This is a genomic window from Sporolactobacillus terrae DSM 11697 (assembly GCF_000648615.1).
Taxonomy (GTDB): domain Bacteria; phylum Bacillota; class Bacilli; order Bacillales; family Sporolactobacillaceae; genus Sporolactobacillus; species Sporolactobacillus terrae.
The window spans coordinates 101,382-120,637 of the sequence record NZ_JFZC01000038.1 but is presented as its reverse complement, the minus strand read 5'-3'; the positions used below and the strand labels follow the sequence as shown (position 1 = coordinate 120,637).

The following is a 19,256-nucleotide window of genomic DNA, read 5'->3' as shown; positions in this document are numbered from 1 at the left end:
TTTAATTAAATTAGTTTACTTTGTTAATTCTGTGTTGTATAATTCTTTTTGTAGCCGAACATCTTTATAGAAATATCCAAAGGAGGTAAGAACATGCGTGTTTTTGTTACAGGAGCGACAGGATTCATCGGAACTGCAGTTGTCCGTGAACTCATCGAGGCAGGGCATCAGGTCATTGGCCTTGCTCGTTCAGACAAATCTGCCGATACATTAAAAGTTGAAGGGGCCGAGGTGCACCGCGGTTCCCTCGACGATCTTGACAGCCTTCGCAGCGGTGCCTCTGCTGCGGACGGCGTCATTCATCTAGCATTTAAGCACGACTTCTCAGACTACGGCAAGGCGATCTCAGACGACCTACGCGCCGTCAAGGCAATGGGGGAAGTGCTTGAGGGTACAGGCAAACCGTTCGTGATCACCTCGGGAACATTGATGCTCACATACGTACTCCCGCCAGGGCAAATCGGGACGGAAAAGGATGTGGTCGACAACTCAGTACCCAGGGGCGAAGCGGAGAACGTGGTTATCGCGCTGGCTGAGCGTGGGGTACGGTCATCGCTCGTCCGTCTCGCACCTTCCGTTCATGGCCTTGGCGATCACGGCTTCGTATCGAGCTTGATCGGCATTGCTCGCGACAAAGGCGTCTCGGCCTACATCGGCGACGGTTACAACCGCTGGCCGGCCGTTCATCGCCTCGATGCGGCGCGTCTGTTCCGGTTGGCTGTGGAAGCCGCCCCAGGGGGTTCACGGCTGCACGGGGTCACTGATGAGGGAGTGCCATTCCGTGACATCGCCGGTGTCATCGGTCGTCACCTGAACCTGCCGGTGGTCAGCATTTCCCGCGAGGAGGCGGACGCCCACTTCGGATGGCTCGGCGCCTTTGTGTCGGCTGACAACCCAACGTCGAGTGCGCTGACTCAGGAACGCTTGGGATGGCAGCCAGTGCATCCTAAGCTCATTCCAGATCTCGAAAAAGGACATTACTTCAGCAACTAAAGGTACAGAGGGCAGAAAAAAAATCTGCCCTCTGTTTCTTTAACAGGAGAGGATTCTCCTTTCGCCTTATTCTATTAAATGGCCCTTCAATGGAATAATATGATTTACGGTCTTATATGTAGTGTAGTTAAGTACATAAATCATATTTATAGTATTTTTATATATTGTCATCTCATTGAACATTGGCTTTTACACGGTTAAGTTAGTTTCCAGTCCTGATTGCTCGTGTTATACCCCAAAATATAAAGCGATATAATGCTGCAACAAGAAAGAAAAGCCAAATATATTCAAAAGCAGTGTAAGACGTATTACTGATTAAAAGAGAGTTTAAAAATAACTAGGAATAGAGACAAATACTCCATTAAAGAATCTTTAGATCTATATTTTTCATACAAATATTTAGTCTTTCTAAAATTAAAGACATCTTTTAATTCCTTAGTACGCCATCCTTTGACAAGTCCTAGCCCTATTATATAAATTCCCAGAGCAGGTCCATAGTCTACATCCAAGACCCGTGTTATTACACAATAAATTATAGGTGAATAAAACTAAATACATTTTACTATCCCCTTTAGAGGATGGGATAGGTTTGTACGTAACGAGGATTAGCATAATAAGGCGGTCTTGGTCCTATTAACGGCATTGGCCACGTGTAAGGATTGTCATTATAGAGCATCTCTACTTTTTCATCTGAAAAATTCACGAGTAATAATTTGACTTCAGGACTATATTGAAACAAGCGAATAACCTCCTCTTAAACTTCTTAATACACCTTATTCAGCGACTTCTCATAAAGAGCAAGTACTTCTTTCATCAAGCTGTAAACAATTGTGGATTGAAACATGCACTGGGTACGCCCATGTAACATAATGTAAAAGGGTATTTTCTATTAAGGCAAGGAGGTCTCCAATGGAGCAGGATGAGCAAAAAAATCAGAAGAGTATCACCAATGGAAATTATCCAATGTATCCAAATTACGGGGTCATAACTCGCTATGAGGAAATTCCGATTAATGTCCCTGAACAACGTCAACTTCGACAACCGGGCGTGGAAGGACTGATGGTCCCCCGACCCATTATTGAAAATCCGAACTATAAAGGGAGTGGGAAGTTAACAGGAAAAGTCGCCCTCATCACAGGTGGGGACAGTGGTATCGGAGCAGCTGTAGCGATTGCGTTTGCTAAAGAAGACGCAGATGTTGCTATTTCATACTTAGATGAACATGAGGATGCAAACCGAACAAAAGCACGGATCGAACAACTCGGCAAGCGCTGCATTCTATTGCCAGGTGATGTCCGGGATAAAATTCAATGTATCTCCAACGTGGAACAAACGATTCAATCATTTGGACGACTGGATATTCTTGTTAACCACGTGGGTATCCAGTTCCAGCAACCAAGTTTACTCGATATCACAGACGAGCAATTCGATGACACCTGTAAAGTGAATATCTATTCTCATTTTTACACAACTCGAGCGGCGCTTCCCCATTTGAAACCAGGTAGCTCAATTATTAATACATCTTCGGTTGTGGCTTTTGAAGGTCCTGCACAATTGATTGATTACACATCAACGAAGGCAGCGAATATTGGCTTTACTCGTGCTTTGGCCAATAATCTTATAGGTAAGGGAATTCGGGTCAATGCTGTAGCACCAGGATCAACCTGGACTCCGCTCCAGCCGTCAACGTATTCTGCAGATCAGGTCGCGATATTGGGTGCCAGTAATCCGATGCGGAGAATGGCCCAACCATTTGAGCTTGCGCCAGCGTACGTCTTTCTTGCCTCCGACGATTCCAGATTTGTTACTGGCCAAACCATTCATGTTAATGGTGGAGAGGTGACCTCATCATAAGGTCCTATTCAACCAGAAATTCCATTAAATAAGTTAATCATTGAGGGTACAACGGTAAGCGTCAATAGTCCCCACCTGTAACCAGATGGGGATTCGTTATATGATTTATTTAGCAGATGAGGAGACGCGACAATCTTCCGGGATGGCTGTTGACCGAGAAGTTGTTCCATCAGATTCGTGGATGAAAAAGGCAAGACAGATACTTGAAGGGATTCAATCCGTTTTCTTTCGCTGTCTCCACAACACTGTAGATAACCGCACTGGCCTGTGCAGAAGGTGTGCAGGGTTTGACGCTTACCTGTGCTGAAAGCAAACAACTTTTTACCACTTTTTTACTATATTTGTCGTGAACAACATAAACATTCTATAGAAGAAAATTATTTCTATAGGAGGTTACCATGGATCAAAAGGATCAAAGTCATCCATTTAAACGATTTTAAAACGACTTTTATTCAGTCGCCCTCAGATGATTAAACCTTTGATACTCATGACTTGCTTTTAAATCAAGGATTTATTTATAGAAACATGTTGACATTACGGTCTGTTATTAAGGAGATGAATGATGATTCTCTCTAAATTTGTAGACGAACTACCCATCCCACCTATTTTAAAACCTCGATGGAAAGATCCGTTTTATACTTATTACGAAGTAACTATGACTGAATTCCGTCAATCACTTCATCGTCAGTTAAATGACTCAACTGTTTGGGGGTACGAAGATGGCTATCCAGGGCCTACAATTGAAGTCGAACGTGGCGAAAAAGTGTTGATTAAATGGATGAACAATCTTCCTGATAAGCATCTTTTTCCAATCGATTATACGGTTCATGGTGCCCATCAGGACGTGCCTGATGTAAGAACAGTCGTGCACGTACACGGTGCTTGCGTTGAATGGGAAAGCGATGGCTACCCAGAGGCTTGGTTTACAAAGGGCTTCAAACACGTGGGGCCATATTTTAGAAAGCAAATATATCGATATGATAATTGCAATCATGCCTGCACGTTATGGTATCATGACCATACGCTTGGTATTACGCGGCTAAATATTTATGCAGGTTTAGCAGGATTCTATCTTATCAGAGAAAATCGGGAACGTTCATTGAATTTACCGAGTGGGAACTATGAGATTCCTCTTATGATTCAAGACCGAACATTTAATAAGGATGGTTCGCTTTACTACCCGAAGCAACCAGAGAAACCGATTCCTGAATTAGAAACGTCGATTACTCCTGAATTTATTGGGGATACGATTCTCGTAAATGGTAAAGTATGGCCTTATTTAAAAGTGGAACCACGTAAATACCGCTTTAGGCTTTTAAACGCATCCAACACGCGTTTCTATAGGATTAAGCTTGATTCTGGACAACTTATGTATCAAATTGCGACTGATGGAGGGTTGTTGGACTATCCAATTGGTATCAAGGAAATCATGTTAGCCCCTGCAGAAAGGGCAGATGTGATCATTGATTTTACCAATTTAGAAGGGAAGAATATTATCATGACAAATGATGCCCCCGCTCCCTTTCCAGGGGGTGACAAACCGGATCCAAATACGGTTGGTCAAGTGATGCAATTTAGAGTAACTCTTCCTTTATCAAGTGTTGACACGAGTACAATTCCGGCTCATATGATACCTGTTCCAAAAACAAAAGAACAGTCAGTTTCGAGGATAAGATACCTAACTTTAAATGATACTATGGATCAGTACGGTCGTGAATGGATGCTATTGGATCATAAACCATGGGATGCACCCATATCAGAAAATCCAAAATTAGGGGCAACCGAAATATGGTACCTCATCAACGTAACTGATGATTCACACCCAATTCATCTTCACTTAATTGATTTTCAAATACTTGACCGAAGAAATTTCGATGTTGATACGTTTAACAAGGAGAAGGTTATCGACTATACAGGTCCGGCAATGCCACCAGAACCACAAGAACGAGGATGGAAAGATACCGTTCGAGCTAATCCGAAGCAAGTTACTCGAATAATCATGCAGTTCGGACCATTTACCGGGTTATATATATGGCACTGCCATATCTTGGAGCACGAGGATTATGAGATGATGAGACCATATATTGTTATCCGATAATGATCGGTGACCTGTCAAAATTAACTTGAAACACCGGGATGGTACTTAATGTTATCCTAATTATTCACAATTTAACTTACCAATATTTTAAAAATATGATCTGGGGTTCAAGCTCCTAACTTTGCTAAAAGTCTTCAGAAAGTTGGTTGAAGGCAAAATCAAGGCAGGGCAAGTGATAGTAGAGAAAGGACCCCGAAATTGGAAAATTTTTTTCACGAAATCAGGGGCGGAATCGGAATTGTTTATTTTGACTGAGAGATTTATTTTTTAGTTAGACAAATTCCTTTGTAGCAGTGCGACCGTCTCCACATGCATCTTCTGCGGAAACATGTCCACCGGCTGCACTTCAACAGTCTTAAATCCACCTGCTTCTAACACTTTTAAATCCCTTGCCAATGTCGCTGGATTACAAGACACATACACAATTCGTTTCGGTTTCATGTCGATCATGGTTTGAAGAAGGGCTTCATCGCAGCCTTTTCGCGGAGGATCTACGACAATGACATCAGCTTTTATCCCTTGATCATACCATTCTGGGATGACTTTTTCTGCTTGTCCTGCTTTAAAAGTGGCATTTGTTATTTGATTTAATTCGGCATTCTTCTTTGCATCTTCTATCGCTTCAGGAACAATTTCAACCCCATAAACATGTCCTGCTTTTTGAGCGAGGCATAATGAAATAGTCATTTCGGTGCCTGTCACTTATCGAATCATCTAACTGTTTACGCTTAAAGATAGGAGTTACCTCCTATCCTCCAAAACTCGCTACGAGTGGGTGGCTAACCTTACTCGACGGGAATCCCACCCGCTAAATGTTACGACCTAAGCTCGGTCGCTCTGACAGGCACCAAACTTTAATTCGAAGGATTTAACTCCAAGTTTTCTAGGTCAATTGTAAAGTTATATGATTTTAAAATATCTAACCCTAGTAATCCATTGTGATTATTAGGCAACATTCCTATATCTATTTCAAAATTCTTAATAGAAAATGTATCAATTTTAATATTGTCCATAACTTTTGTATAAAACGGAACAGTTCCACCTATCCCATAAGCTTCATAAATCACGTCCCCATTTTCATATCTAACCCCAATTTTCTCCAAAATATCCGGGTTAATTACTGTATGAGAAGATCCTGTATCGACAATTACATCATTAATTTCTACTGCCATTCCACGAAATTCCACATAAAGAGTTGTTGTAATAAGTTGCCCATCATATGAAAGCTTCATTAGATTCTTCTCACTTTCATTAAAGGATCTCTGCGAATGTAAATTACAAATTCTTCATTAGATGTGTGATAAACAATAGTTCCTTCTTTAGCACGGAAGAATTCTTTGTTTGCATCCTTTTCGGAAATGGTTCTTATTGGGGCTACTTCATCAACAATTTTCTTGTCACCTTCTTCATGATAATCAAGAATTGAAACCAAAAGAAACTGATTTGGAAATAGCTCCCTCGCTTCTTGCCATTTCATTTTATCCAGCCCTCCTCCTACCAATACCTTTACTTTTATTATAATTCATTCAAAAAGAATTATCATACAATAGAGTAGATGTTCAGGTGCTTATAACACTTAAGAAGAAAACAGGCTCCGAAATAATTGTGCCGTTACAATCACAAATTTCCAACCCCTATTAAATTAAGTGCCACTTAAAGACTTTAGCCCAGTCTTAAGACTGGGCAAGTTTTCTACTATTTTAAAATGAGTTGCACCACCAACTCCACATGCATCGTCTGCGGAAACATATCCACAGGCTGCACTTTTTTGATCTCGAATCCACCTGCTGTCAGCAGTTTCAGATCGCGTGCGAGCGTTGCCGGGTTGCAGGAGACATAGACGATCCGCTGCGGCTGCATGGCGATCATTGTGTCGATCAGTGAGGCGTCACAGCCTTTGCGTGGCGGATCAACGACAATGACATCCGGTTCAATGCCTTGGTCGCGCCATTTGGGGATGACGTCTTCTGATTTACCCGCCTCAAAGGTGGCGTTAGTTATCTTGTTGATTTCAGCGTTTTTCCGCGCGTCCTCGATCGCTTCGGGAACAATTTCGACGCCGTAGACGTGTTTGGCTTGTTTTGCAAGAAACAGGGAAATCGTGCCAATACCGCAATAGGCATCGATCACCATTTCTTTTCCGGTCAGTCCGGCATATTCCAAGGCTTTCCCGTAAAGGACGTCGGTCTGAGTAGGGTTAACCTGGAAAAATGATCGCGCCGAAATGGCAAAAGTGACGTCGCCAATTTGGTCGTAGATCGTGTCACGGCCCCAGAGTGTTTTCGTTTCGTTGCCGAAAATCGCGTTGGTGCGCTTTGTATTGATATTTTGGGCAATCGACTTGATCTGCGGATAGCGCTCAGTGAGTACCTTAATCAGCGTTTTGCGGTGCGGGAGTTCTTCGCCGCGCGTGACAAAGACGACCATCACTTCGCCGGTTTTCTTGCCAACGCGTGCCATGACATGGCGCAGCACGCCGCGATGCTTCGTTTCGTCATAGGGCATGATGTGATGTTCTTCAGCGATCTTGCGTGCAGATTGTACGATTTCATCGATCGGTGAATCGGTGATCATGCAGTGATCCATGGTGACGATCTCGTGGCTGCGCGTTTTGTAAAAACCGAAGGCGAATTTGCCGTTTTGTATGGCGACCGGTACTTGAATTTTGTTGCGGTAACGCCACGGTTCGTCCATGCCAAGCGTTGGTTCAACTGGGATAGCGGATAGTCCGCCAATCCGTTCTAAAGCGCTCTGAACGATTTCCCGTTTGTAGGCAAGCTGACCCGCGGCGCTGATATGTTGAATGGAGCAGCCGCCGCATTGCGGATAGTATGGGCATGGTGCTTCTGTGCGGCGGTCACTTGTCTCAGTCCGTTCAATCAAGCGGCCGTAACCGTAACCTTTTTTCGTTTTGATGACTTGAATTTTTGCTTTTTCGCCAGGCAGTCCACCGGGAATAAATAGTGTATAACCGTCGACCTTGGCCACGGCGGAACCGTCTTGAGTCAGGTCGTTGAAGGTGACTTCAAGCTGTTGATTTTTTTGCACAGGTATATTGAATGCTGCCATTGCTTCGAGCTCCTAATTGTTTCAATCTATTTTACACGTTTGTTGTTTCAGATGTTGAAGTTTGAATTGGGCTGCTTTGCTGCATACGTTTACTTAGTGCCCTTTCCCCTTATTCTAAGATAGCGGGAAAAAGGCGAGAAAACAAGCGGATCCTCCCTTTTCTCGTCACTTACCTTCGTCTCCAATTGACAGCATTCCGCCCGTGATGTTACCCTTTTATTATATTTATCAAAGGAGGCTTGCTGCTCATGGGATTTTTCATCCGTATTTGGTAAGATCGGCAACAAAAAAGAAGCGCTTTTTCCACAATAGTGGGCTTTTTTATGCTGCTTGCCTTATGGATGATCAACCTGAGCACATCGAATATCGACGCACATCCTGTGCCTTCTTTGCTGTGCTTCCGTTTGTATCTCCATGCAAAGCTTTTGCCCGCGTTGTGGACGTAAGCTCTGCATTTTTTATTGCCCTTTCGACCAAACGACAATAAAAAAATGCATGGGGGATTTAAGAATGGCACAGAAACTTCTTTGGAGACGCAAATTTTTTACATTGCTTGGCGGTCAGGCGGTTTCATTGATTACCAGCAGTATTTTACAGATGGCGATCATCTTTTATCTTACGGAACGAACCGGATCAGCAATGGTTTTATCGCTGGCAGCGCTCGTTGGCTTTTTGCCTCAGGCATTATTCGGTCCGATGATTGGTGTACTGGTTGATCGGATGAGCCGAAAAGCAGTGATGATCGGCGCTGATTTAATGGTTGCATTGGCAGGCGGCGTGCTTGCTTTCGTTGCGCTTTTTATCGAACTTCCGATCTGGATCATTATGGTGATCCTCTTTATCCGCAGCATTGGTACTGCCTTTCACGGACCGGCATTCAATGCAACGACACCGCTCATCGTGCCGGAAGACCGGCTGACCAAGTGTTCTGGATACAGTCAGATGATCCAGTCGATTGGTTTTATCATCAGTCCTGCTGCTGCAGCGTTCTTTTACGCGATATGGGATCTGAAGGAGATCATTTTGCTTGATATCGGCGGCGCACTCGTTGCCTGCGCAACGGTTGCCGCGCTAGCGATTCCAAGTCCTGAGCCGTACAGCAAAGCCGGGTGCCAACATTTTATGCAGGAGATGAGGGAAGGCTATGATGCCATCCGTGAAAACAAGGGCTTGTTTGCGCTGCTTTGGATCGGCACCTTGTACATGTTCGTTTATTCGCCAATCAGCGCGCTCTATCCTTTAATGAGCATGCAGTATTTCGGCGGTACAGCGGCCCATGCGTCGGCGGCTGAAGTGGCTTTCGCTGTCGGCATGCTTGGCGGAGGCATCCTGCTAAGTGCTTGGGGCGGTTTTAAAAAGCGTACCGTAACGCTGTGCGCATCGATCCTGCTCATGGGGATCAGTATTGCTGCATCCGGCTTGCTCCCGAGCAGCACTTTTCCGATTTTTCTCGTTTGCTGCGCATTCATGGGCTTGTCCGCTCCCTTTTATGGCGTACAAACGGCTCTTTTTCAAGAAAAAATTAAAGCGGAATATCTAGGCCGTGTCTTTTCGCTATTTGGCAGTTTGGCTTCACTTGCCATGCCGGTCGGCTTGCTTTTTTCCGGGTTGTTTGCGGAACAGCTCGGCGTCCATCGCTGGTTTTTCATTTCTGGCCTGGCCGTCATTGGCATTGCCGTAATGGCCTTCCGTCTGGCGTCTATTCATAAATTAAATTAATTGCTAGAAAGTGCCATGAACCTTTTCAAAGTTCATGGCACTTTTTTTATTTATTCATCACTTTTATATCATTGCAGTTGCTTAACGGCTTGCTGCACGTCCAGTTCATGGGCTTCTTTGGCCTCTTTGGGAACGATCAGATGAAGATGGTGGTAGAGATTGACAATTTCACCGGGCAGGTCGCCGCCATATTCTCCATCAATATTGAGCTGCATTTTTTCTTCCGATTCAACTTTAATACGGCTTGCTTGTGCGTAGATCACTTTTGGATCCTTCATGTGCTCGCCGCGTGTTGCCATCGATGCAAGGCGAATGAATTCAGCGAGATTGGACGCCTTGAGTATAATCAAATCAAACAGACCGTCATTCATTTTCGCTTCCGGTGCCAGTTTCTCAAATCCGCCGACCGAGTTGCTGTTTGAAACAAGAAACAACATAATGTCGCCTTCAAAGCTGCGGTCGTCATAGTCGATTCTGACTTTGATCGGGCGGATCGATGGCAGCATTTCAATCCCCTTGATGAAATAAGCCATTTGCCCGAGCATGGTTTTCAGTTTGCTCGGAACGTCGTAGGTCAGCTCGGTCAGCTTGCCGCCGCCGGCAATATTGACAAAATAACGGTCATTGACTTTGCCGATGTCGATCGGCATTTCATGACCCTCGCAGAGTACATCGCAGGCCTTAACGATGTCTCGAGGAATTCCGATCGCCCGGGCGAAGTCATTCGTTGTGCCCAAAGGTAAGATGCCGAGTTTCGGTCGATAATTCTGTTCGGCAAGTCCATTAATTACTTCGTTTATTGTACCGTCTCCGCCCGCCGCAACAACAAGATCAAATTTGCGGTCAACCGCTTTACGTGCGCCGGCCGTAGCATCGCCCTCATGTTTGGTGGCGTAAGCGGATGCTTCATAACCCACATCTTCCAGCCGATCCAAAATGTAGGCAATGTTCTTTTTCGCCAGTTCCCGGCCTGACGTCGGGTTATAAATGATTCTAGCCCTCTTCATGTTTATCACCCAATCAATTTCTGTGAAGATTTGTCAACGCTCAAGCTCAAAAAAATTACTGTGCCGTGTAACTCTGAGGCGATCCATTTTCTTGAATGATCGCTGCCCCATTGGCGGGTTCATCCATGCGCATCAATTTTTGACGTTTAAAACGGGCGATGCCAGTCCGTTCCCATCGCCCATCCTTTCTCAACTAATTATATTGTAAACGTTTCTTAAAATCAAAATTTCAACAATGTAAAACATTTGAATTGAAACAGTTGGATTTTGTTGCAAGGTTTTCGAGCGTAGCGTGGGATCCGTAAGTCGATGGCCGCTCAGTACATCCGGTCTTTACGCGCATCGTCCGATCAGCGGCACGAAACAGCTGTACTGTAGGAAGCAAAAAAAGACCCCTTGTTTAAGGGGTCCCGTTTTTAATCCTTAGAACTTATAGTTTGTTAATTTCGTCGAGAATGATCTTGTTGACCATTTTCGGGTTGGCCTTCCCGCGTGACTGCTTCATGACTTGGCCGACAAGGAAGCCGAGTGCGCGGTCTTTGCCGTTCTTGTAGTCAATCATGGACTGTTTATTGGCTTCGAGAATCGGCAAGATCAATTCGTTCAGTGCGCCTGCGTCGGAAATCTGAATCAAGCCCTTGGCTTTAACGATTTCTTCCGGATCGCCGCCTTTTTCGATTAGATCTTTGAAGACTTTCTTAGCGATCTTGCTGGAAATTGTGCCTTTTTCGATCAGCTTAACCAGCTTTGCCAATCCTTCGGCGGTCATCGGCACCTGATCGATTGTCTTGTAGTTGCTGTTCAGGTAGGCAGACACTTCGCCCATCAGCCAGTTGGATACGAGCTTTGCGTCGGCTCCTTGGGCAACTGCCTCTTGGAAGAAATCGGACATGGTCTTGGTTTGTGTCAGAACCATTGCATCGTATTCCGGCAGACCGAGTTCGTCCACATAGCGCTTTTGGCGCGAGTCCGGCAGTTCCGGAATTTCAGCTTTAATGCGGTCGATCCATTCCTGATCGATCTTCAGCTTGATAATGTCCGGTTCCGGGAAGTAGCGATAGTCATTGGAGCCTTCCTTGCCGCGCATGACGGTTGTCGTCTTGGTTGCGTCATTGTAACGGCGCGTTTCCTGAACCACTTCGCTGCCGGAGAGCAGGACGCGTTCTTGGCGTCTTTCTTCGTAAGCCAACCCTTTTTCAACAAAGGCAAATGAGTTGAGGTTCTTCAGCTCGGTCTTTGTTCCGAAGCTCGTTTGACCGAACGGACGGATCGAGATGTTGGCGTCGCAACGAAGCGAGCCCTCTTCCATCTTCACGTCGGATACGTCAATGTACTGCATGATCGCTTTCAGTTTTTCAAGGTATGCATAAGCTTCCTGCGGATTGCGCATATCGGCTTCAGAAACGATTTCGATCAGCGGCGTGCCGACACGGTTGAAGTCGACGAGGGAACCGGAACCGTCTTCCAAGTGACTCAGCTTGCCGGCGTCTTCTTCAAGATGCAGCCGATGCACGCCGATCTTCTTCTTCTTGCCGTCAACTTCAATTTCAATAAAACCGTTGCGGCCGATCGGCTGATCAAACTGTGAAATCTGATAGGCTTTCGGGTTATCCGGGTAGAAGTAGTTCTTGCGGTCGAACTTCGTCTCGCGTGAAACGTCGCAGTTGAGTGCAAGCGCTGCTTTGATCGCATAGTCGACTGCCTCATGGTTCAGAATCGGCAGCACGCCCGGATGCCCGAGACAGATCGGGCAGGTATTCGTATTCGGTTCTGCACCAAATTGGTTGGCGCAACCGCAGAAAGCTTTCGTTTTCGTTTTCAATTCAACATGGACTTCGAGTCCGATAACCGTTTCAAAATTGCTCATTTGTTCATCGCCCCTTTGGCAGGCGTTAGTGTAAAGCCGGTGGATTGCTCATACGCGTGTGCGGCGCGGTACAAGGTCTCTTCGCCGAATGGACGGCCGATCATCTGTAAACCGACCGGAAGTCCGTCCGCAAGACCGCACGGCAGACTGATTGCCGGCACGCCGGCGAGGTTCACCGGAATCGTCAGCAGGTCGTTTGCATACATCGTTAACGGATCATCGATGTTTTCGCCGATTTTAAAAGCAGTGGTCGGTGTCGTTGGTCCAACAATGAGGTCGTGATCCGCAAACACTTTTTCAAAGTCTTGTTTGATCAGCGTGCGGACTTGCTGCGCTTTTTTATAGTAGGCATCATAATAGCCGGAGCTTAGTGCAAAGGTTCCCAGCATGATGCGGCGTTTCACTTCGTCACCGAAGCCTTCGCTTCTGGATTTCTTATACATTTCAATCAAGTCATCCGTTTCCGCGCGAACGCCATAACGGACGCCGTCGAAGCGTGCCAAGTTTGCCGATGCTTCCGAGGAAGCAATGATATAATACGCAGGCACGGCGTACTTCGAATGAGGAAGTGAGACTTCATCAATGACAGCGCCCAAGGATTCAAGCTGCTTGATTGCAGCACGAATAGTTCCTTTTACCGATTCGTCGATCCCTTCGCCAAGGTATTCTTTTGGAACGGCGACACGCAGTCCTTTGATATCGCCGGTGAGTGCAGCCGCATAGTTCGGTACCGCGACATCGGCGCTTGTGGAGTCGTGTCGGTCAAGACCGGCGATCGCTTGAAGCAGATAGGCATTGTCTTCTACCGTACGGGTAATCGGGCCTGCCTGATCCAGTGATGATGCGAACGCAACGAGTCCGTAACGCGACACACGTCCATAGGTTGGTTTCATGCCGACAACGCCGCAGAATGCTGACGGTTGACGAATGGAACCACCGGTATCGGTACCAAGTGCGAACAAGACTTCTCCGGCAGCAACCGCTGCAGCAGAACCGCCGCTGGAGCCCCCTGGAACGCGGTCCAAGTCCCAAGGATTTTTCGCTTTCTTGAAGAATGAGGTTTCGGTTGAGGAGCCCATCGCGAATTCATCCATGTTCAGCTTCCCGATCGTGATCGCTTTTTGTGCATTGACCTTCTCAACGACCGTCGCGTCATAGAGGGGATCATAGTTTTCAAGAATATGGCTGGCACAAGTGGTTCTCAGCCCCTTTGTAACCATGTTATCTTTAATTCCAATCGGCATACCGGCAAGAATCGCATCGCCTGCCCCGGTTTCATCCAGCGCCTTGGCTTGTTCGCGGGCTGCCTCTTCATTTAATGTCAGAAATGCTTGCACGTCACCATCGACTTCACCAATGCGCGCGAACGCTTCGTCGACAAGATCGGATGCCTTAATTTCCTTGTTATGTAACTTTTGAGACAAAGACACAAGGCCTTCTTCAAAAAGTGGCATCTCGGTTTTCCTCCTTCTCTTCAATCAATCTGCACTCATAATCTGCGGCACTTTGATTTGTCCGTCTTCTTGTTCCGGCGCATTCTTCAGCGCCTCTTCACGTGGCAGCGACGGTTCGACAACATCCTCGCGCATCACATTATACATGTCGCGTACATGTGTCGTCGGCTCGATGCCGTCCGTATTCAGCTCGTTCAGCTGTTCTGCGAAGCCAATGATGTCGTCCAGCTGTGTGGTGAAGGTTTCAATCTCTTCATCTGTAAAAGAAAGACGTGCTAAATTTGCGACGTATTTCACTTGATCTTTATCAATTCTGCTCATCTTTTTCACCTCCGCCAATCGGCTTCATCTGCCGCCTTCCGGCAAATGTCCACAATAAATTTATCATATCAAATACTATTGACAAGATGCAATAACCGCAAGCGCCAAGGTCACGCTTTTCAGCAAAAAGATGCCTTAAAGCAATTTGTTAAATACGTGGTAAAGCGAAACAATCGCAAATCCAAAAATGACCACGGCCGACAAGTGATCCACCCAAATGAATGCTTTTCTGTCCATCTTTTCCTGAAAAGAACCGATACATACGCTGAGCAGCAGCCACCAAAACGCCGATCCGGAAAAGACGCCAAGGACAATGGAAAAGGCTTGCCATGGATCACCTGAGGTCAGCCCAATACCGGCAAACATGCTAATAAACGACAAAATGGTCATCGGATTGGTCAGTGTCAAAACAAACGTCGACCCGTATGCACCGAACAAGCGATTCGACTTCCCTAGTTTTGCGGCATCCGCCGCACCGGCAGATCGCCATGTCCGGGCCGCAAGAAAAACAAGAAAAAGTCCGCCAAATGTTTGCAGCCAAATGCGTTGGTCCAGAAGAAAATGCGCGATTACCGTCAAACCAAAGGCTGCGATTGAGCCGAAACAGGCATCGGCTGTTGCAGCACCTATTCCGGACAGTAGACCGACAAGCCGGCCAGAGGCTATGGTTCGGCGAATGCACAGCACGCCGATTGGACCAACCGGTGCGGCGATCGCCAAGCCTAAAAGGAAACCTTTGAAATAAAAAGAGGCATCCATCGGCACACCTCACGAAAACCGTTCGGAATGAATCGGAAGCTGGGTGGTTTCCTTCAACGAATTCATCACAATGGTCGTACGCGTGCGCAATCCGGGCAGCCGCTTCAATTCAGAGCTAATCAAGCGATCCAAGTCCTTCGTGTTCCTTGCACGAATTTTAACTAAGTAGTCGTAATCGCCGGCAATATGATGGCATTCCTGAACTTCTAGCAATGTATCGATCAGCGCAAGGAAAGCGGCACGCTGGTCCATTTGCTCTAGAGTCACGGCAACAAAAGCGGTACATGTATTCCCCACCAGTTCAGGATCCAGGACCGCTTCATAGGTACGGATCACGCCTTTGTCTTCCAGGCGGCGCACGCGTTCCGCAACAGCCGGCGAAGACATCTCAATTTCAGCGGCCAGATCGGACCATGTGGCCCGTCCATTCTTCATCAGGCTTTGCAACAGTCTCATATCAAGCTTATCCAACCAAACACCTCCTTGTTTTTCTATATAAACATCCTATATTCCTTAATATATTATCCATTTTACATCACTCTCATAACAATGTTAATTGTTATTTCAAAAAATAATAAAAAAGCAAAACTGCTCGCCAACGCAATTTTGCTTTTCAGAGAAACATTATTGTTGGTAAATATGCACATAGGGTTCATCCATGTCCTTCGTCCGTTCGACCAGCGCCTCGGAATTTGAACCGCTTGAGATATAGATGTGAACCGGAACATGCTGTGGAAAGGCCAATCGATTTTTCACAACAGAGGCAACGTAATTCGTAAACCCGATCAGTTCCGTCTTATCGACAAACTTATTAAAATTGATCTCTAAAGTAATATCGGACAGTTCATCATTTTGGTAGAACCCTTTACCAACGACACCAAGATAATTTGGATAGTACTTTTGTATATCCGTCTTGAATTGATCAAATTTCTGGAGATCGCTTTTATAATCTTTTGTGGCCGGATCCGACGGGAACAATACATGCTGCTGCTTTATCGTGGACCATTTATTAATGGAACGTGAGCCTGAGGCAACTTCCGTTGACGCGAAGAAATTGCCGGGTACGAGCGAATCAGGCGCTGAGGTCATGTATAAAGTAACGTAAATCGGTATGTTTTGCAGTTCCTGAATCGGCTGGTTCTCTGAATCTTTAAGGCTGCGGATGCGCTGAACAACTTTCGCTGCCTGCGATTTGCCCCATTCTTTAACCTTTGCCTGATTTAGCTTTTCAGAGATTGGGTAGAGTTTATCCTTGTAGTTGATGCTGTCTGCATACACGGAATTGAGCGACAAAGCGATCGACATACCGGCAATCTTGTAGGCACCGCTGCTGTTTTTCTTCATATAGTCCTGTTCAAGTACGTAATTCAGATACTTCGGACTGTTTTTTGACTGCTCGACGATATTCTTTCCCTTACCAAGCTTCGGATTTAAACCGTCAACCACCGGCTGCCGTTTACTCGGATCGTTGATTTTCTTATTGGCGAGGCGCTGCGGTTCATTCATATAGCGATACAACATGCCATTGATGTCTTTATCGGTGAGGTACTGTCCGCTCTGAAAAACATAGTCGCTGGGACCGAACACATTCTTGGAAAGATCCATCAACCCCGACTCAAGCTGATCCATATCGACACGATTGTCCGGGCCGTACTGAATGTAGCCACGTGTCGTATTGCCCGATTTTGGTCGCAGCATCTGATAGCCCGAATCATTGGTACTTGGGATCAAGCTCGCATTTTCTGTTTTTCCCTCGCTGTTTTTTACCTTGCTGTCTTTGCTGGCATTGAACCAGCACCCTGAGAGGATCAGCTGCAAGGCGAGCAGGATCGAAATTGCTGCTGCTGTTTTTTTCCATTTCATTGTATGTGCATCCCCTTAATCCTTGAGCGTTTCTGCAAAGCGCGCTTCATCCCAAACCTCAATCTGAAGTTCCTGGGCCTTTTTCAATTTGGAACCTGCCGCCTCTCCGGCAACGACCAAATCGGTGCTCTTGCTGACACTTCCGGTGACGTTCCCGCCGCGCGCTTCAATCGCTTGTTTGGCTTCCTGACGCGTCATCTGGGTCAGTTTTCCGGTCAGAACAACGGTTTTCCCGTTAAACGGCGAATCCGATTGCGCCGCTTCTTCAGGATCCGGACCGAGATAAGTCATCGTCACGCCGGCGCGCTTCAATTCGCCAATCAGAGCCTGGGCTTCAGGTTGGGCGAAATACGTCGTGAGCGAATCGGCCATTTTCGTTCCGATTTCATCCACGGAAAGCAATGCCTCCGTGTCGGCGGCAGCCAAGTGATCGATGTCTTTAAAGGACTGCGCCAGAATTCGGGCCGCTTTGGCACCGATATACCGAATGCCGAGCCCAAACAACAGATGTTCGAGCGAATTTTCCTTTGAGCGCTCAATGGCCTGCAGTAAATTATCGGTTGACTTCTCGCCCATTCGTTCCATCGAGAGCAAGTCCTCGCGCTTCAGCTGATACAGATCGGCAACGTCCGAGATCAGCTTCTTCTCAAATAACTGACGGATGACCTTCTCGCCAAGGCCGTCGATGTTCATCGCCGCGCGCGAGACAAAGTGAATCAATCCTTCACGAATCAGCGCCGGACATTTCGGATTAATACAGCGGAGCGCAACCTCGCCTTCAAGGTGTACCAGTTTGCTGCCGCATTCCGGACAGTGGGTCGGCATCGCGTAGGGAATTTCCTTGCCCGTCCGCTGCTCGGTCAATACATTGACAACCTCCGGAATGATGTCGCCGGCTTTACGAATGACGACGCGGTCGCCAAGACGCAGATCCTTCTCCTGAATCAAGTCTTCGTTATGCAGGGAGGCTCTTTTGACCGTTGTCCCGGCAACTGCAACCGGCGTCAGCACTGCAGTCGGTGTGACTGCTCCGGTACGGCCGACACTGACTTCGATCGCCTCAAGCGTGGTCACGACTTCTTCAGCCGGAAACTTATAGGCAATCATCCAGCGCGGCGATTTAACCGTGTTCCCCAGCTGCCGCTGCTGCGCCATCGAATCTACTTTCACAACGATGCCGTCGATCCCGTATGGAAGTGCGTCGCGCTTTTCCGTATATTCCTTGATATAATCAAAGACTTCCTGCATCGTTTTGCAACGTCTTGATTCTGGATTGACCGGCAGCCCAAGCTCGCGAATCGATTCGAGCAGACCGTAATGCGTCGTAATGCTTTCACGATCAAAGCGGCCGGAACTGTATAGGAAAACGGCAAGGCGCCGTTTTGCTGCAATTTTCGGATCAAGCTGCCGAAGCGAACCGGCAGCAGCATTGCGCGGATTGGCGAACAAAAGCTCCCCATTCCGGCTGCGCTCCTCATTCAACCGTTCAAACGAGCGTTTCGGCATATATGCTTCTCCGCGCACTTCAAGATCAATCGGCTCAGGCAGAACGAGCGGAAGCGAACGCACGGTTTTTAAGTTATTCGTAATATCCTCGCCGATCGTTCCGTTCCCGCGCGTTGCACCAAGGACAAAAACGCCTTTTTCATAAGTCAGCGAAATCGCGAGCCCGTCAATTTTCAATTCACAGACGTACGCGACATCATCACCAACGGCTTGACGTACGCGGCGATCAAAATCGAGCAGCTCCTCTTCGCTAAATACATCGCCGAGACTGAGCATTGGAACATCATGGGTCACTTTTCTAAACGCCTTAAGTGGCTCACCGCCGACGCGTTGCGTTGGTGAATCCGGCGTGATCCATTCCGGGTGCTCTTTTTCCAGCGCAATCAGCTCATTCATCAGCCGATCATACTCACTGTCCGGCACGCTCGGATTATCTTCGACGTAGTACTCATAACTGTATTGATTTAATTGTCGATGCAGGTCAAGGACATGCTGCGGCAATGATTCTTCCATAATAAGTTTCTCCTTTACACCAATGGTTCAAATGCTGCAAGGTAAACGCTGCACGCGTATCGTACCGAGAATAAAGGGGGCAACGCATCCGTTGTTCGCGCTTGCAGCTTGGATCGGTGACGCTCAAGAGCGGATTGTACGTGATTCCGGCCAATTTATACGCGGCAACGACCGAATGCTCCGCAAGGCAGACGCACGTGTTGCCGCCGTAAAAAACGTGCGCCTTCACCAGT

General features: G+C 46.8%; 16 protein-coding genes and 1 pseudogene. 4 read left to right on the top strand and 13 right to left on the bottom strand.

The window, feature by feature from the left end:
- Positions 1-93 precede the first annotated feature (93 nt).
- From AA84_RS0107235 to AA84_RS0107220, 3 genes are all read left to right on the top strand, one after another.
- Positions 94-993, top strand: a complete 900-nt coding sequence (locus AA84_RS0107235) for an SDR family oxidoreductase (protein WP_037563185.1) — start codon at positions 94-96, stop codon at positions 991-993.
- A 909-nt stretch (positions 994-1,902) separates the two neighbouring features.
- The gene (locus AA84_RS0107225) at positions 1,903-2,847 is read left to right on the top strand and encodes an SDR family oxidoreductase (RefSeq protein ID WP_028976632.1); all 945 of its coding nucleotides are present in this window, start codon (positions 1,903-1,905) and stop codon (positions 2,845-2,847) included.
- Positions 2,848-3,409: 562 nt separating this feature from the next.
- Positions 3,410-4,945 carry a multicopper oxidase family protein gene (locus AA84_RS0107220; protein ID WP_028976631.1) on the top strand — a complete coding sequence of 512 codons (1,536 nt, stop codon included), beginning with the start codon at positions 3,410-3,412 and terminating at the stop codon, positions 4,943-4,945.
- Positions 4,946-5,212: 267 nt separating this feature from the next.
- Here AA84_RS0107220 and rlmD (AA84_RS0107210) read toward each other — a convergent pair.
- The 4 genes and pseudogenes from rlmD (AA84_RS0107210) to rlmD (AA84_RS0107195) form a co-directional block, all read right to left on the bottom strand.
- Positions 5,213-5,629: pseudogene (gene rlmD / locus AA84_RS0107210) on the bottom strand (23S rRNA (uracil(1939)-C(5))-methyltransferase RlmD); the annotation flags it as partial.
- Positions 5,630-5,799: 170 nt separating this feature from the next.
- The gene (locus AA84_RS0107205) at positions 5,800-6,177 is read right to left on the bottom strand and encodes a retropepsin-like aspartic protease (RefSeq protein WP_010023866.1); all 378 of its coding nucleotides are present in this window, start codon (positions 6,175-6,177) and stop codon (positions 5,800-5,802) included.
- The gene (locus tag AA84_RS0107200; protein ID WP_010023864.1) at positions 6,177-6,422 is read right to left on the bottom strand and encodes a hypothetical protein; all 246 of its coding nucleotides are present in this window, start codon (positions 6,420-6,422) and stop codon (positions 6,177-6,179) included. Before AA84_RS0107200 ends, AA84_RS0107205 begins: the two co-directional genes overlap by 1 nt.
- Before the next feature lie 218 nt (positions 6,423-6,640).
- Positions 6,641-8,014, bottom strand: coding sequence for a 23S rRNA (uracil(1939)-C(5))-methyltransferase RlmD (rlmD, locus tag AA84_RS0107195; RefSeq protein ID WP_028976630.1), 1,374 nt, complete (start codon positions 8,012-8,014; stop codon positions 6,641-6,643).
- Between the two features lie 510 nt (positions 8,015-8,524).
- On the opposite strand from rlmD (AA84_RS0107195), the gene AA84_RS0107185 reads away from it, so the two are divergent.
- Entirely contained in the window at positions 8,525-9,733 is a 1,209-nt protein-coding gene (locus AA84_RS0107185) for an MFS transporter (protein ID WP_028976628.1), read from the top strand.
- 68 nt (positions 9,734-9,801) lie between these two features.
- On the opposite strand, the gene AA84_RS17385 is transcribed toward AA84_RS0107185, so the two are convergent.
- The 9 genes from AA84_RS17385 to AA84_RS0107140 all read right to left on the bottom strand — a co-directional run bounded on the left by AA84_RS17385 (position 9,802) and on the right by AA84_RS0107140 (position 19,252).
- Positions 9,802-10,740 carry a diacylglycerol kinase gene (locus AA84_RS17385; RefSeq protein WP_010023859.1) on the bottom strand — a complete coding sequence of 313 codons (939 nt, stop codon included), beginning with the start codon at positions 10,738-10,740 and terminating at the stop codon, positions 9,802-9,804.
- 430 nt (positions 10,741-11,170) lie between these two features.
- The gene (gene gatB, locus AA84_RS0107175) at positions 11,171-12,607 is read right to left on the bottom strand and encodes an Asp-tRNA(Asn)/Glu-tRNA(Gln) amidotransferase subunit GatB (protein ID WP_010023858.1); all 1,437 of its coding nucleotides are present in this window, start codon (positions 12,605-12,607) and stop codon (positions 11,171-11,173) included.
- Positions 12,604-14,061: an Asp-tRNA(Asn)/Glu-tRNA(Gln) amidotransferase subunit GatA gene (gene gatA, locus AA84_RS0107170; protein ID WP_010023856.1), complete on the bottom strand. Its 1,458-nt coding sequence runs from the start codon at positions 14,059-14,061 to the stop codon at positions 12,604-12,606. The genes gatB and gatA overlap by 4 nt, the downstream gene beginning before the upstream one ends.
- A gap of 24 nt (positions 14,062-14,085) precedes the next feature.
- Entirely contained in the window at positions 14,086-14,382 is a 297-nt protein-coding gene (gene gatC / locus AA84_RS0107165; RefSeq protein ID WP_010023855.1) for an Asp-tRNA(Asn)/Glu-tRNA(Gln) amidotransferase subunit GatC, read from the bottom strand.
- Between the two features lie 135 nt (positions 14,383-14,517).
- Positions 14,518-15,141, bottom strand: a complete 624-nt coding sequence (locus AA84_RS0107160) for a LysE family translocator (RefSeq protein ID WP_010023853.1) — start codon at positions 15,139-15,141, stop codon at positions 14,518-14,520.
- A 9-nt stretch (positions 15,142-15,150) separates the two neighbouring features.
- Positions 15,151-15,612, bottom strand: coding sequence for an Lrp/AsnC family transcriptional regulator (locus AA84_RS0107155; RefSeq protein ID WP_010023852.1), 462 nt, complete (start codon positions 15,610-15,612; stop codon positions 15,151-15,153).
- A 153-nt stretch (positions 15,613-15,765) separates the two neighbouring features.
- A complete protein-coding gene (locus AA84_RS0107150) occupies positions 15,766-17,004 on the bottom strand; it encodes a CamS family sex pheromone protein (RefSeq protein ID WP_010025120.1) in 1,239 nt (412 codons plus the stop codon).
- Between the two features lie 15 nt (positions 17,005-17,019).
- A complete protein-coding gene (gene ligA / locus AA84_RS0107145; protein WP_010025122.1) occupies positions 17,020-19,023 on the bottom strand; it encodes an NAD-dependent DNA ligase LigA in 2,004 nt (667 codons plus the stop codon).
- On the bottom strand, positions 18,992-19,252 hold the full coding sequence (locus tag AA84_RS0107140; protein WP_028976627.1) for a hypothetical protein: 261 nt from the start codon (positions 19,250-19,252) through the stop codon (positions 18,992-18,994). The genes ligA and AA84_RS0107140 overlap by 32 nt, the downstream gene beginning before the upstream one ends.
- Positions 19,253-19,256: the final 4 nt, after the last annotated feature.

Coding starts and splice junctions, on each gene's coding strand:
- AA84_RS0107235 (WP_037563185.1), top strand. CDS start 94: ATGCGTGTTTTTGTTACAGGAGCGACAGGATTCATCGGAACTGCAGTT.
- AA84_RS0107225 (WP_028976632.1), top strand. CDS start 1,903: ATGGAGCAGGATGAGCAAAAAAATCAGAAGAGTATCACCAATGGAAAT.
- AA84_RS0107220 (WP_028976631.1), top strand. CDS start 3,410: ATGATTCTCTCTAAATTTGTAGACGAACTACCCATCCCACCTATTTTA.
- AA84_RS0107205 (WP_010023866.1), bottom strand. CDS start 6,177: ATGAAGCTTTCATATGATGGGCAACTTATTACAACAACTCTTTATGTG.
- AA84_RS0107200 (WP_010023864.1), bottom strand. CDS start 6,422: ATGAAATGGCAAGAAGCGAGGGAGCTATTTCCAAATCAGTTTCTTTTG.
- rlmD (WP_028976630.1), bottom strand. CDS start 8,014: ATGGCAGCATTCAATATACCTGTGCAAAAAAATCAACAGCTTGAAGTC.
- AA84_RS0107185 (WP_028976628.1), top strand. CDS start 8,525: ATGGCACAGAAACTTCTTTGGAGACGCAAATTTTTTACATTGCTTGGC.
- AA84_RS17385 (WP_010023859.1), bottom strand. CDS start 10,740: ATGAAGAGGGCTAGAATCATTTATAACCCGACGTCAGGCCGGGAACTG.
- gatB (WP_010023858.1), bottom strand. CDS start 12,607: ATGAGCAATTTTGAAACGGTTATCGGACTCGAAGTCCATGTTGAATTG.
- gatA (WP_010023856.1), bottom strand. CDS start 14,061: ATGCCACTTTTTGAAGAAGGCCTTGTGTCTTTGTCTCAAAAGTTACAT.
- gatC (WP_010023855.1), bottom strand. CDS start 14,382: ATGAGCAGAATTGATAAAGATCAAGTGAAATACGTCGCAAATTTAGCA.
- AA84_RS0107160 (WP_010023853.1), bottom strand. CDS start 15,141: ATGGATGCCTCTTTTTATTTCAAAGGTTTCCTTTTAGGCTTGGCGATC.
- AA84_RS0107150 (WP_010025120.1), bottom strand. CDS start 17,004: ATGAAATGGAAAAAAACAGCAGCAGCAATTTCGATCCTGCTCGCCTTG.
- ligA (WP_010025122.1), bottom strand. CDS start 19,023: ATGGAAGAATCATTGCCGCAGCATGTCCTTGACCTGCATCGACAATTA.